This is a genomic window from Halomonas sp. NO4 (genome assembly GCF_010994375.1).
Taxonomy (GTDB): domain Bacteria; phylum Pseudomonadota; class Gammaproteobacteria; order Pseudomonadales; family Halomonadaceae; genus Halomonas.
In genome coordinates, this window is record NZ_WHMA01000002.1 from 157,812 (window position 1) to 171,968 (window position 14,157).

Sequence of the window (14,157 nt, forward strand, 5' to 3'; positions counted from 1 at the left end):
GAAATTATTCGTCCGTCACCGAGGAGCCTGCCATGAGCCAGATCACCCCCGTCACCTGGGATGACCCCTTCCGCCTCGTCGACCAGCTCGGCGAAGAGGAGCGGATGGTGCAGCAGACCGCCCACGACTACTGCCAGGAGAAGCTGCTGCCCCGGGTGCTGGAAGCCAACCGCCACGAGATATTCCACCGCGAGATCATGAACGAGATGGGCGAGCTGGGCCTGCTCGGCGCCACCATCGACGGCTACGGCTGCGCCGGCATGAACTACGTCAGCTACGGCCTCATCGCCCGCGAGGTGGAGCGCGTCGATTCCGGCTACCGCAGCGCCATGAGCGTGCAGTCGAGCCTGGTGATGTTTCCGATCCATGCCTTCGGCAGCGACGCCCAGCGCGAGAAGTACCTGCCGAAACTGGCCAGGGGCGAGTGGGTGGGCTGCTTCGGCCTGACCGAGCCGGACCACGGCTCCGACCCGGGCAACATGTCCACCCGTGCCGTACGCACCGACAACGGCTGGCGGCTCAACGGTACCAAGACCTGGATCACCAACTCGCCGATTGCCGATGTGTTCGTGGTCTGGGCCCGCGACGAGGAGGGCGTGGTCAATGGCTTCATCCTCGAGAAGGGCATGGCGGGGCTTTCGGCACCCAAGATCGAGGGCAAGTTCAGCCTGCGCGCCTCCATTACCGGCCAGATCGCCATGCAGGATGTGGAGGTCTCCGACGAGCAGCGCCTGCCAGGCGTCACCGGTCTCAAGGGGCCTTTCTCCTGCCTCAACCGTGCCCGCTTCGGTATCGCCTGGGGCAGCATGGGTGCCGCCGAGGCGTGCTGGCACGCGGCGCGAGAGTACACCCTCGACCGCAAGCAGTTCGGCCGCCCGCTCGCCGCCAATCAGCTGATCCAGAAGAAGCTCGCCGACATGCAGACCGAGATCGCCCTGGGCCTGCAGGCCGCGCTGCGCGTGGGACGCATGATCGACGACGGCCAGCTGGTGCCCGAGGCGATCTCGCTGATCAAGCGCAACAACTGCGGCAAGGCGCTGGACATCGCCCGGGTCGCTCGCGACATGCATGGCGGCAACGGCATCGCCGACGAGTATCACGTGATCCGTCACATGATGAACCTGGAGGCGGTGAACACCTACGAGGGGACCCACGATGTCCACGCCCTGATCCTGGGTAGGGCGCAGACCGGCATCCAGGCCTTCACGGGATGAGTGATGTGGCCATGAGCGGACCGCTGTCGGGCATCACGGTGCTGGACCTCTCGCGGGTGCTGGCGGGCCCTTGGGCCGGCCAGCTGCTGGCCGATCTGGGGGCACGGGTGATCAAGGTCGAGCATCCCCAGCGCGGCGACGACACCCGCGGCTGGGGCCCGCCGTGGCTCGCCGAGGATCGGGAAATAGGGCAGGACGACCTGGACAGGGTCGCTGCCTACTACCTGTGCGCCAACCGCGGCAAGCAGTCGCTGGCCGTGGATATCGCCAGCCGGGAAGGGCAGGCGCTGGTGCGCCGGCTGGCCCGGGGCGCCGACGTGATGCTCGAGAACTTCAAGGTCGGCGGCCTGGCCAAGTACGGCCTCGACTATGCGACTCTGCACGCCCTCAATCCGCGGCTGATCGGCTGCTCGATCACCGGCTTCGGTCAGGACGGCCCCTACGCTCACCGCGCCGGCTACGACTTCATGATCCAGGCCATGGGCGGGCTGATGAGCATCAGTGGCGAGCCGGACGGCATACCCATGAAGACCGGCGTGGCGATCACCGACGTGATGACCGGGCTCTATGCCACCATTGGCGTGCTCTCGGCCCTGCACGAGCGGGGCCGCACCGGCGTGGGTTGCCACATCGACGTGTCGCTGCTCGACGTCCAGGTGGCGGCGCTCGCCAACCAGGCGCTCAACGCCCTGGTGAGCGGCGTCTCGCCCGAGCGCCACGGCAATGCCCACCCCAACATCGTGCCCTATCAGGCCTTCGCCTGTGCCGACGGCCACCTGGTGCTGACGGTGGGCAACGACAGTCAGTTCGTGCGCCTGGCCGCGCTGCTCGGTCACCCCGAATGGGCCGAGGACCCCGCTTACGCCACCAACGCCGCGCGGGTTGGCAACCGCGAGGCGCTGGTCCCCCAGCTCCAGTCGATCTTTCTGACCCGTGGCCGTGACGACTGGCTCGCCGACCTGGAAGCGCGGGGCATTCCCGCCGGCCCCATCAACACCGTGGCGGAAGTGTTCACCGACCCCCAGGTGCTTCATCGCGGCATGCGGCGCACCCTGCAGCGGGATGGCCTGGACATTCCCCAGGTGGCCAACCCCCTGCGCTTCGACGGCCGGACGGCCATGAGCGAGGTGGCTCCGCCACGCCTGGGTCAGGACAGCGACGCGCTCCTCGCCGAGATGGGGCTCTCCGCCGCAGATATCGCCCGGCTGCGCCGCGAGGGCATCGTGCACTGAGCCGCGGTTCAGCAGCTGACGTGTTCAGTGCCCCGGGCGAGGCCGGGAATCGCCACGCTACCGATGCCCGGCAGCTTGAGGCCGGGGGCGAGGGGGTCGATGCCCAGTACCAGACCGCCAAGGTTCACCTCGAGCCCCTCCGCCGTACCCAGGGTGGCGCCCAGCACGCCGCCCAGCGAGACCTGTACGCCGCGGCCCCCCGGCGGCACGGCGACCAGCTCGCGGCCCAGGTAGTCCTTGCCGATGGCCGTGGCGGGCAGGGCGACGTCGAGCTCCGGCACCTGGCGTACCAGCCAGGCCACGAAGGTGTTGCTGTTGGGGCCGGGCCAGGTGCGGTAGACGTCGCGATAGGGATAGTCGGGCAGCAGCGTTGCGATGCGCTCGATGGCCGCCGCGGCCGGCGGGCCGCACAGGGTGGCGTGCACCCTCGGCGTGCTGCCGAACCAGGCGCGGTCGGGAATGCCGGAGCGTGAGCTGAGAGTGGGGCGCCCCCAGCCGGTCACCTGGTGAAGGGTGTAGTTCGCCGCGCCCTGAGGCTTGGTGGTGACCCAGGTGTGCACGGCGAAGAGACCGCGCCAGTTGAAGGCTCGCGCGGAATAGACCTGGACCACGGCCTCGCGGGTCCGCTGCGGGTCGGGGGCGAGCCCGGCGCTGGAGCGGTCGGCGCTGCGCCAGTGGCCCTGCAGGTCCACCTCGCCGCTCACCCAGAGGGCGAGCGGGCCGCCGGCGAGCAGAGCCAGGACCAGGGCGGTTGCGGAGAGCCAGCGCGTCATGACGGCTCAGCGCGGTGAGAAGCGACGGTGCAGGCCCGTCTCGGCGATCATCCGCGTGGAGATCTCCTCCACCGAGAAGCGGGTGGTGTCGATGAACGGGATGTGCATCTGGCGGTAGAGCGCTTCCGCCTGCTGAACCTCCTGCATGCACTGGTCCATCGAGCTGTAGCGGCTGTTGGGGCGACGTTCGTGGCGGATCGCCGCTAGCCGGCGCGGGTCGATGGTCAGGCCGAACAGCTTGTGCCGGTGTTGCGCCAGCACGCGGGGTAGCTTCAGGGTGCCGTCCTCGTCCTGGTCGTCCTCGGTGAGCGGGTAGTTGGCCGCGCGGATGCCGAACTGCAGCGCCAGATAGAGCGAGGTGGGCGTCTTGCCGCAGCGCGAGACGCCGATGAGGATGATATCGGCCTTGTCGTACTGGTGGGTGCGCGCGCCGTCGTCGTTGTCCAGGGCGAAGTGCACCGAGTGGATGCGATCCATGTAGACGTCGTCGCGGCCGATGGAGTGGGTGCGCCCGACGCTGTAGCTGGAGTGGGTGCCCAGCTCCTCCTCCAGGGGCTTGAGGAAGGTGGAGAAGATGTCGACCTTGAAGCCGATCGCCTCGCGGATCACCGCGCGCACCGCTTCGTCGACGATGGTGTCGATGATGATCGGCTGCTCGCCGTCGCGCACCGCGGTGGCCTCGATGATCTCCACCAGCGAGTGGGCCTTGTCGAGGGTGTCGATGTAGGGCTTGGTGAGCATGCGGATCTCGACGTCCTCGAACTGGGCGAGCAGGCTGCGGCCCAGGCTCTCGGCGGTGATGCCGGTGCCGTCGGAGATGAAGAAGGCGGTACGGGGCATGGGAAGTCGGCTTCCTTGGCGTGACGAGATATCCATTGTCCGGCCTGCTGCGGCGGCCGGCAAGGCGAGCGATGCGGCGGCGACTACAGGAAAGCCGGGATTGCACGATCTGTTGTAAAAATCCTCCACTGCCTTCGATGTTAGACCAATGGCGAATATGGCCGCGAGTGGGTATGGTGGCGACCATTGCATTGGCGCCCGACGCGCAGCCGGGCATCGCAGATCAAGGGGGTCTCGTGGAAGCTTACATCCTGTGGTTCGATCAGCTCGGCATGGACGACGTGGAGCGAGTCGGCGGCAAGAACGCCTCGCTCGGCGAGATGATCTCCAACCTCTCCGGTGCCGGGGTGACCGTCCCCGGCGGCTTTGCCACCACCGCCCACGCCTACCGCGAATTTCTCTCTCACGAAGGGCTCAACGAGCGCATCAACCAGGCGCTGGCGCGTCTCGACGTGGACGACGTCGGCGAGCTGGCGCGTGTCGGCGCCGAGATCCGCCAGTGGGTGATCGATACCCCGCTGCCGCCGCGCTTCGAGGCCGAACTACGCGAGGCCTACGAAGCCCTGGCGGCCCAGCATCCCCACCTCAAGGTGGCGGTGAGAAGCTCCGCCACCGCCGAGGACCTGCCCGACGCCTCCTTCGCCGGCCAGCAGGAGACCTTCCTCAACATCGAGGGCTTCGGCAACGTCAAGCGCGCCGTGCACGAGGTGTTCGCTTCGCTCTTCAACGACCGCGCCATCTCCTACCGCGTGCACCGCGGCTACGCCCACGAGAACGTGGCACTCTCCGCCGGCATCCAGAAGATGGTGCGCTCCGAGACCGGTGCCGCCGGGGTGATGTTCACCCTGGACACCGAGTCCGGCTACCGCGACGCCGTCTTCGTTACGGCGTCCTGGGGGCTCGGCGAGACGGTGGTGCAGGGAGCGGTCAACCCCGACGAATTCTATGTCCACAAGCCGACGCTGGCCGCCGGTCGCCCCGCCGTGCTGCGCCGCAACCTGGGCTCCAAGCTTATCAAGATGGTCTATACCGACGACGCCAGCGCCGGCAAGTCGGTAGAGACGGTGGACGTGCCGCTCAAGGAGCGCGGTCGCTTCTGCATCAGCGACGAGCAGGTAATGGCCCTGGCCCGCCAGGCGGTGACCATCGAGCAGCACTACGGCCGCCCCATGGACATCGAATGGGCGCTGGACGGCGACGACGGCGCGCTCTACATCGTCCAGGCTCGCCCCGAGACGGTGGTCTCCCAGCAGGAGGGCGGCAAGCTCGAGCGCTTCCACCTCAAGGAGAAGGGGCGCACCCTGGTCGGCGGGCGCGCCATCGGTCAGCGCATCGGCCGCGGCGCCGTCAAGGTGGTCTTCTCGCCGGAGGACATGGACAAGGTGCATGCCGGCGATGTGCTGGTGACCGACATGACTGACCCCGACTGGGAGCCGATCATGAAGCGCGCCTCGGCGATCGTCACCAACCGCGGCGGACGCACCTGCCACGCGGCGATCATCGCCCGCGAGCTGGGCATTCCCGCCGTGGTGGGCTGCGGCGACGCCACCGAGGCGCTGGCCGACGGTCGTGACGTCACCGTCTCCTGCGCCGAGGGCGATACCGGCCATGTCTACGAGGGGCTGCTCGAGTTCGACCGTCGCGTCACCAGCGTCGACGCCATGCCCGAGATCCCCTTCAAGATCATGATGAACGTGGGCAACCCGGACCGCGCCTTCAGCTTCGCCAGCCTGCCTCACGCGGGCGTGGGCCTGGCGCGCCTCGAGTTCATCATCAACCGCATGATCGGCGTGCACCCCAAGGCGCTGCTCGAGTACGACACCCTGCCGCTCGACCTGCAGCAGACCATCGACCTGCGCACTGCCGGCTACGCCGACCCGGTGAGCTTCTACGTCGACAAGCTGGTGGAGGGCATATCGACGCTGGCGGCGGCCTTCTACCCGCAGCGGGTCATCGTGCGTCTCTCGGACTTCAAGTCCAACGAGTACGAGAACCTGATCGGCGGCAAGCTCTACGAGCCGGGCGAGGAGAACCCCATGCTCGGCTTTCGCGGCGCCTCGCGCTACGTCTCCGAGACCTTCCGCCCCTGCTTCGAGCTGGAGTGCCAGGCGATCAAGCGGGTGCGCGACGTCATGGGTCTTGACAACGTCGAGATCATGGTGCCCTTCGTGCGCACCACCGACGAGGCGCGCGAAGTGGTCGAGCTGCTCGCTGCCAACGGCCTGTCACGCGGGCAGGACGGCCTCAAGGTGATCATGATGTGCGAGCTGCCGGCCAACGCCCTGCTCGCCGACGACTTCCTCGAGCACTTCGACGGCTTCTCCATCGGCTCCAACGACCTGACCCAGCTGACCCTGGGCCTCGACCGCGACTCCGGCATCGTCGCTCACCTCTTCGACGAGCGGAACCCGGCGGTCAAGCGGCTGCTCTCCATGGCCATCCAGGCGTGCCGCGCCCAGGGCAAGTACGTGGGAATCTGCGGTCAGGGCCCCTCGGATCATCCCGAGCTCGCCAAGTGGCTGATGGACCAGGGCATCGACTCGGTGTCGCTGAACCCGGACGCGGTGCTGGAGACCTGGTTCATGCTGGCGGGCGAGACCCTCGGCTGATCCCGACCCACTCCGCTGGCTCCCTTGCTGCGCCCGGCTGACTCGCGTCCGCCGGGCGAAGGTCGTTATGCATCGCCTATGCTGTGTGTCTGCCCCTCCCAAATGACGATATAGAGGAGAGTCGCGCATGCATTGGTTCCTGTCTTCCGGGTCGCCTCGCTGGTCGCTTGGCACGCTGATCGCGGTGCTGCTGACGGTCCCGACCGCCCTTCAGGCCGAGCAGGCCTTCGACTATCAGATGCCGGCCATCGACCCGGAAACCGCTTCCAGCGTCGAGGAGAAGCCGGGCTGGTCCACCGAACGCTTCGCGGTGGCCGCCGCCAACCCCCTGGCCACCGATGCCGGCTATCAGGTGCTCAAGGCGGGGGGCACGGCCATCGACGCCGCGGTGGCCGTGCAGATGGTGCTGACCCTGGTCGAGCCGCAGTCCAGCGGGATCGGCGGCGGCGCCTTCCTGATGCACTACGACGGAGAGGAGGTGGTGGCCTACGGCGGCCGCGAGACGGCGCCCGGCTCGGTAGATGAGACGCTGTTCCTCGACGAGGAGGGCGAGCCGCTGGACTTCATGACGGCCGTTGCCAGCGGGCTCTCCGTCGGGGTACCCGGTACCCTGCGCATGCTCGAGCGGGCCCATGACGAACACGGGCAGCTGCCCTGGGCGGAGCTCTTCACCCCGGCGATCCGTCTCGCCGAGGAGGGCTTTGCGGTGAGCCCGCGCCTCCACGCCAGCCTGGCCGAGGAGGAGCGACTGCGCGACGACCCGCTGGCCGGGGTCTTCTACTACACGGAGGACGGCGAGGCGCTGCCGGTGGGGCACGAACTCCAGAACCCCGCCCTGGGTGCCATCCTGCGCGACATCGCCGAGCAGGGCAGCAGTGCCTTGCACACCGGGGCCATCGCCGAGGATCTGGTGTTCCGCGTGCAGAACCACCCCGAGCGCCCCGGGGCACTGACGCTGGAGGACCTGGCCAGCTACGCTGCCCAGGTCCGCGATCCGCTGTGCACGGAGTGGCGAAGCTATCGGGTCTGCGGCTTCCCGCCCCCCTCGTCGGGGCACCTGACGATCATGCAGATGCTCGGCATGCTCGAGCAGTTGCCTGTCCTCGATTCGCCGCTGGCTAACGACCTGCCGAGCGCTGAGTGGCTGCATCGCTTCCTGGAGGCCGCGCGGCTGGCCTTCGCCGATCGCAACAAATACATCGCCGACCCGGAGTACGTCGAGGCGCCCGGGGGCGACTGGGCGACAATGCTCGCTCCCGGCTACCTGGAACTGCGCGCTGAGCGCATCGGCGAGGAGAGCCTGGGCAGCGGCAGTGCCGAGCCGGGCAACCCGGGCGCGCTGGACACGGCCTGGGGCATCCAGCCCACCCAGCCGGAGGCTGGCACCAGTCATATCAGCATCATCGACGAACACGGCAATGCGCTCGCCATGACCACCACCATCGAGCAGGGCTTCGGCGCGCGGATCATGGCCGACGGCGGCACGGGGATGCCCGGTGGCTACCTGCTCAACAACGAGTTGACCGACTTCTCCTTCACGCCCGAGGACGAGGCGGGCAACCCCATCGCCAACCGCGTGGAAGCGGGTAAGCGGCCCCGGTCCAGCATGAGTCCCACGCTGGTATTCGACCGCGACAGCGGCGATCTGGTGGCCAGCCTCGGCTCCCCGGGCGGGGCCGCGATCATCCACTACACGGCCAAGACGCTGGTGGCCATGCTCGACTGGGGGCTGGATGCCCAGGCGGCTCTCGAACTGCCCCATGCCGTGACCCTGGGGGGACCGGTGTTCCTCGAGACGGGTGGTTTTCCCGCCGCCACGCGCGAGGCGCTCAGCGCCCGCGGGCACGAAGTGAGCGAGCGCGAGCTGGTCAGCGGCCTGCAGGCGCTGCAGGTCACCGAGGAGGGCCTCTACGGCGGTGCCGACCCGCGCCGCGAGGGCGTGGTGAGGGGGGAGTAGCCGAGTGCAGGCACTTTGCGGACATTGCGGACAAAGCTAGTTGGCGAGCCAGCTGCGCAGCTTGACCAGCAGCAGCTCGCCGTCGCTGAGCGCGTCGCGCTGCGCCATGAGCTCGGCGAGGCGCGCCGGACGGTCGGTGATGATGGCGTCGACCCCCAGGTCGATGAGTCGCGACATCTGACGGCTGTCATTCACCGTCCAGGCATGCACCTCGTAGCCGTAGTGACCGGCCAGGCGGATCTCCTCTTCGGTGATGCGGTTGTAGCGCAAGCCCAGGGCGTCGAAGCCGTGACGCTCCAGGGTGCCGGGCAGGATCAGCTGGGCGAGCAAAGTGATGCGCAGCCCCGGCTCACGCAGGCGAATGGCGTCGATCAGCCAGGGTTGGGCCACTGCCATGCGGTTATCGCCGATCACATCGGGATCGCCGCAGTGGGCGGCGGAAAGGGGCGCACGGATCAGCGCCCGGCAGGCGTGGCGCAGGGCCGCCTCCTGTTGCATGGCGTCGATCACCGCCTCGGCCAGGGCCACCTCGCGGCCCGCATCCGGCTTCATGTCGATCATCAGCGCGGCCCGACCGCGCACGATGGCAAAGGCCTCGCCGAGGGTGGCGATCGTCTCGCCGCGGAAGGCGTCGCCGAACCAGTGCCCCACGTCGAATTCGCGCAGCTCGTCCAGCGTCAGCTCGCCGACCTGGCGGGGATCGCCGGTCAGGCGCTGCAGGCTGCGGTCGTGATAGAGGACCACCTCGTTGTCGGCGGTGAGGCGTACGTCGATCTCCACGGTATCGGCACGGTCGGCGATGGCCCGTTCCACGGCGGCCAGGGTGTTTTCCGGCGCCGCCAGGGAGCTGCCGCGGTGGGCGATGATCGACACCTCATCTTCCAGCTCGAAGCTGTTGACGATCCACCAGGCCTGGGCCAGGGCGAAGAGCAGTACCGAGAGCTCTACCACCCAGGCGAGCCGTCCGGGATGGGCATCGGGCGGCGGGGCTTCCGGGTGAGGCTCGCGGTGGGCGAGGCGCAGGTAGAGGCAGGCCGAGAGCAGTGCGTTGGCGGCGATGCCGACGAAGGTGACCGCCAGGGTGACCAGCACGTGAACGGTCACGTAGGTGAGGGTGGCGGGGATCAGCACCGCATCGCCTTCCGGCAACCACCACAGTAGCGGGCCGAAGAGGCGCTCGAAGAGCTCGCTGACGGCCAGCGGCAGGGTGACGATGATCAGCAGCAGGGCGATGACGGCCAAGGTGAGCTGTCGTGAGCGGCCGCGGGTGAGCCGATGGCTGCGCTTGAGGGCGGCCAGGGGAGCAAGCTGCTCCAGGGTGACGATGGGCAGGGCGAGAATCCAGCGCACATAGAGGTGCCCGGCGATGACCGCCCACAGCAGGGTCGGCAGCAGGGCCACGGCCAGGAACAGCCACAGGGCCAGGGGGCGCACGCGCTGCACGTAGTAGGGGTCCAGGCCGCCGAGGAAGACCCCGTGAAGCCAGCCCAGCAGCACCACCAGCGGGATCAGCAGTAGCAGATGGGCACCCACCTGCAGGACAACCAGGCCGAGCAGGGCAGGCAGGCGGTGCAGGGTCTGCCAGAGGGCGATGAAGGCGAGCTGGAAATGGTTGTCGCGTCGCCGCACCGCCACCAGGATCATGCCCGCCTGCTGCAGGTAGAGCACCAGGAAGGCAAGGCCCGTGGCGAGCAGCAGCCACAGCACGCCCCCCGGACTGAGCAGCAGGTCGAGCAGCTCGCCACTGGTGAGGATCGGTCGGTTGAAGCGCCCCAGCAGGTGGCTCAGGGTCCAGGCGACGGCGGGTAGCAGCAGGCTCGATGCCAGGACGGTGAAGAAGATGTGGTAGGCGACCAGCGGGCGCAGGTGCTCGCGCAGGGCACGCAGGACGCTGCGATTCAGCGACCTCAGGGTCAGCATAAGGAACGGACGGTAATCAGCATGTCATCAGGGTGGCACCGGCGGGCTGCGCCGGGCAAGCCTGCCGGTGGGGGCATGACAAACGGTGCCGCGGCCGGCTCAGCCGTCCAGGGGCAGGCGCTCGTCGGCGACCAGGATGCCGTTGTTGTCGGCATAGAGCCACTGACCGGGCTTGAGCGTCACGCCGGCAAAGGTCACGGGGATGTCGCGCTGCCCCTCGCCGCGCTTCTCGCTCTTGCGCGGATGACTGCCCAGCGCCTGTACGCCCAGGTCGGTCTCGGCGAGCACATCGACGTCGCGCACGCAGCCATACATCACCACCCCGGCCCAACCGTTCTCCGCGGCCTGTTCGGCGAGCATGTCGCCGAGCATGGCGCAGCGCTGCGAGCCGCCGACATCCACCACCAGCACGGCGCCGTCACCCGGCTCGGTGACCGCCTCCTTGACGCGGGAGTTGTCCTCGAAGCACTTCACGGTGCGTACCGGCCCGCAGAAGGCCTCGCGACCGCCGAAATTGACGAAGATGGGGTCCAGCACCTGCACCTCGGGGTGGGCGTCGCAGATGTCCGGGGTGATGATCGCGCTCATCGGGTGCTCCTTGGTTGAGTGGCCGATACCTCGATGATGCCATAGGCAGCCGACGGGGAAAGACGGCTTTGGTGGGGGACGGGACGGGTCAATCCGCGCAGTGGATGCAGTTACGGCCGGTCTGCTTGGCGGCATACATGGCCTGGTCGGCACGCTTGACCAGAGTTTTGGTGGTGTCACCGGGCTGATAGGTGGCGATACCGATGCTCACCGTCACCTGCCCCACTGCCTCGAAACAGGTATCGGCGACACGCTGACGCAGTCGCTCGGCCAGCTCCTCGGCGCCGCGCGCCGATGTGCCGGTGGCCAGCACCACAAACTCCTCGCCACCCCAGCGGCCCAGGTGGTCGGCGTCGCGCAGGCCGGCTTGCACCGTCGTGACCAGGGTCTTCAGCACCTTGTCGCCGATCTCGTGGCCGTGCTTGTCGTTGATGGCCTTGAAGTGGTCGACATCGAACAGCAGCAGGGCAGAGTCGCGCTGGTAGCGCGTCGCCGACGCGATCTCGGCTTCGATGGACTGTTCGATGCGATAGCGATTCCAGACGTCGGTGAGGCTGTCCTGGGTGGCCAGGCGTTCGAGGCGCTCATTGACCTGGTGCAACCGGGCATTGAGCAGATGGATCTCGTGACTGGCGATCAGCGCGGCCAGGTTTTCCGCCAGGTCGCGGGCGGCACGACGCTCGTTGCGCCGCCACACCTTGGCTTGATCGCGAACCTTCTCCTGCCATTCGGCAAAGGAGCGGCGCGGGCTCAATACCCACTGATTGTCCTGGTAGTCGAGCGGCTTCTGCGGCGAGCCGGCCCAGCGACGGGTGATGTTCTCCTCGTCGCGAAACAGCAGCAGCCAGCTGGGCGTGTGGGTATCGATCGGCAGCGGGATGGCCAGCAGTCCGCAACTGGTACCTCGCCATTCGGCCAGGGGGGTGGTCGAGAGAGCATGGCTGTACCAGGGGGCAGCGGCGTTCTCGGGGCCATTGAGCCAGTCGACGATCGCGCTGCGAGCCGACACATCGGGCACCTTGCCGCACGTGCCCGACCGCTGGCGGTGGTGCAATGCGACCCCGTCAGCGCGGAACAGCGACAGCCACTCATCGCCTCGCTGGGCCACGATCGATGCCGGCTGCACCTGGTGTTCATCCACGGGGTTGAGCAAGTCGCGGCTGAGCTGCACGCGCTGCATGAGTTCGTTGTCGGCCTTGGCCTGCAGCAGCATCAGTTGGGGCACGGCAACCTGCACCAGCGCGCGGACCGTGTCGCGGACGCTGGGTGAGAGCGGATGGTTCGCCAGGCCGTGGCAGGAAAGCAGGCCGCTGAGACGCTCCTCGTCATCGTGCAGGGCGACGGAAAGCGCCGTCTTCACCCCCATGTTGGCGAGGTAGGTCTGGTGCACGGGGGACACCGCGCGCAGCAGGCCCCGCGAAAGATCGAGGGGAGCGGCATCGACGGGGTCGACGGCCGGAACGAGGGGAACCGGCGGGGCCGTGGCATCGGGAATGCTGCGTAGCCGGTTGATGTCGTAGAGCCGGCGGACCTGGGGAGGAATGTCGCTGGCCGGAAAGTGGTGGTCAAAGAAGCTCTCGGCCGTGTCGTTGCGGCGCTCGGCGACCACGCTGCCGTTCCAGCGCTCATCGAAACGGTAGACCATGACGCGATCGAGTCCGGTCAGCGTGTACACCTCATCGACGAGTTGCTGCAACAGTTGCTCGGAAGTGGGGGCATCGGCCACGGTGACGAGCCAGCGATTGAGCATCCCCAGAAGGTGGTGTTCCTCCGCGTCGGTCAGCGGCTCGAGTTCGACCACGACGCGTGAACCGCTGCGATAGGTCGTTACTTGAAAGCGGCGCCGGGAATCAGGGCCCGCCAGGTCGGCCGTCAGGGTGTGGTGTATGGGGTGTTGCGGGTCGAGCAAGTGGCGGATGCGCTCGACAAGGTCGTCGCCGAGCAGGTCGCGCGGCGAGCCGTCGAGCGCCTGTTCCGGGGGCACGCCGAGAAAGTCCCCCAGGTTGGCGCTGACCTGACGGATCTGGCGACACTCGGCGTCCAGGCTGAGCAGACACCCGCCGGGTTGAATGGCGCCCGGAATGTGGACCGGCTCTTGGGCACACTGACGGAGGGCGTCGGCGAGTCGTGCCTCACTGACGGGGAGATCGGAAGGGGAGGTCACAGTGTTTCGTGTCTCGATTAGCCGGCGACGATCCCGGAGGACCTGATTTAGCGAGTTACCCTACCAGAAAAGGGGCGCTGCATCGCTCTGGTCCGGCATCATTTCCCTTCGGCCGGTTTGTTTCGGCCGGTTTGTTTCAGCGCAGCCGATGGGTACCCTGATCCCTCGACGTCGTTTTCCCACTCGATAGAGGGGCCGTTTGTGCCACAGCTTGCCAGCCAAGCCAGGAGTTACCCGGTGGCGCGTGCGTTGCGTCAGGCGACCCGCCAAGCCCACCAGCGGCTGGATCACCACCCGCTCCTCCAGCAGCTGATTCGTCCCGGCTTGACCCGGCAGGCCTACGGCGCCTCGCTGCTGGCCCTCTATCAACCCCACGCGCGGCTCGAAGCCTGCGTGGCGGCCGGTGTGGCGCGGCTCGGGCTGGACGTCGAGCCTGAGGTGCCATCGCCGCCGCGGCTGGCGTTGCTCGCCGCAGATCTGGCCGCCCTGGGGCTGGCGGTGCCGGCTGCGGACGGGCGTGCGCTTCCAGTCGCCGCTTCGGTGGCCACGCTGGCCGGCCAGCGCTATGTGCTGGAAGGCTCCCGTCTGGGTGGGCAGGTGATCGCGCGTCACGTGGTCGCGGCGCTGGGGGCATCCGCGCCGGTGACCTTCTTCACGGCACCGGGTGCCGGAGAGCACTGGCAGCGTCTTCTCGGCTTTCTCGAGCGCCGCTGTTCCGGTGGCGACGTCGCGCTGGCGGTGGCGGCGGCACAGGCGGCGTTTGACGATTTTCAGTGCTCGTTGGGTGGTGCAGCGCATGCCGCCCCGGTAGCGGACACCGGCCCCTGACGTAAAAAAGCGCCCCGCAGGGCGCTTTGGTA

General features: G+C 68.1%; 10 protein-coding genes. 5 read left to right on the forward strand and 5 right to left on the reverse strand.

All coding sequences use genetic code 11. The features are described from left to right. Positions 1-32: 32 nt before the first annotated feature. A complete protein-coding gene (locus FEF15_RS02280) occupies positions 33-1,214 on the forward strand; it encodes an acyl-CoA dehydrogenase (RefSeq protein WP_163557470.1) in 1,182 nt (393 codons plus the stop codon). A gap of 11 nt (positions 1,215-1,225) precedes the next feature. After that, positions 1,226-2,446 carry a CaiB/BaiF CoA-transferase family protein gene (locus FEF15_RS02285; RefSeq protein WP_163557471.1) on the forward strand — a complete coding sequence of 407 codons (1,221 nt, stop codon included), beginning with the start codon at positions 1,226-1,228 and terminating at the stop codon, positions 2,444-2,446. Between the two features lie 8 nt (positions 2,447-2,454). Here FEF15_RS02285 and FEF15_RS02290 read toward each other — a convergent pair whose 3' ends face one another. Beyond that, complete coding sequence (locus FEF15_RS02290; RefSeq protein WP_163557472.1) at positions 2,455-3,219, reverse strand: DUF3750 domain-containing protein; 765 nt, start codon at positions 3,217-3,219, stop codon at positions 2,455-2,457. A 6-nt stretch (positions 3,220-3,225) separates the two neighbouring features. Beyond that, positions 3,226-4,059, reverse strand: coding sequence for a pyruvate, water dikinase regulatory protein (locus FEF15_RS02295; protein WP_163557473.1), 834 nt, complete (start codon positions 4,057-4,059; stop codon positions 3,226-3,228). A 236-nt stretch (positions 4,060-4,295) separates the two neighbouring features. Between FEF15_RS02295 and ppsA the strand changes: the two genes are divergently transcribed. Together ppsA and ggt are read left to right on the forward strand one after the other, a co-directional pair. Next, positions 4,296-6,668 carry a phosphoenolpyruvate synthase gene (gene ppsA, locus FEF15_RS02300; protein ID WP_163557474.1) on the forward strand — a complete coding sequence of 791 codons (2,373 nt, stop codon included), beginning with the start codon at positions 4,296-4,298 and terminating at the stop codon, positions 6,666-6,668. Between the two features lie 127 nt (positions 6,669-6,795). After that, positions 6,796-8,625 carry a gamma-glutamyltransferase gene (gene ggt / locus FEF15_RS02305; protein ID WP_163557475.1) on the forward strand — a complete coding sequence of 610 codons (1,830 nt, stop codon included), beginning with the start codon at positions 6,796-6,798 and terminating at the stop codon, positions 8,623-8,625. Between the two features lie 36 nt (positions 8,626-8,661). Here the strand turns inward: ggt and FEF15_RS02310 are convergent, their stop codons facing one another. The 3 genes from FEF15_RS02310 to FEF15_RS02320 all read right to left on the reverse strand — a co-directional run bounded on the left by FEF15_RS02310 (position 8,662) and on the right by FEF15_RS02320 (position 13,297). Then, a complete protein-coding gene (locus tag FEF15_RS02310; protein ID WP_163557476.1) occupies positions 8,662-10,545 on the reverse strand; it encodes a glycerophosphodiester phosphodiesterase family protein in 1,884 nt (627 codons plus the stop codon). A gap of 99 nt (positions 10,546-10,644) precedes the next feature. Further along, positions 10,645-11,133, reverse strand: a complete 489-nt coding sequence (rraA, locus tag FEF15_RS02315) for a ribonuclease E activity regulator RraA (protein WP_163557477.1) — start codon at positions 11,131-11,133, stop codon at positions 10,645-10,647. An 88-nt stretch (positions 11,134-11,221) separates the two neighbouring features. Next, a complete protein-coding gene (locus FEF15_RS02320; RefSeq protein WP_163557478.1) occupies positions 11,222-13,297 on the reverse strand; it encodes a sensor domain-containing diguanylate cyclase in 2,076 nt (691 codons plus the stop codon). Positions 13,298-13,534: 237 nt separating this feature from the next. Between FEF15_RS02320 and FEF15_RS02325 the strand changes: the two genes are divergently transcribed. Continuing rightward, on the forward strand, positions 13,535-14,125 hold the full coding sequence (locus FEF15_RS02325) for a biliverdin-producing heme oxygenase (RefSeq protein ID WP_163557479.1): 591 nt from the start codon (positions 13,535-13,537) through the stop codon (positions 14,123-14,125). Positions 14,126-14,157: the final 32 nt, after the last annotated feature.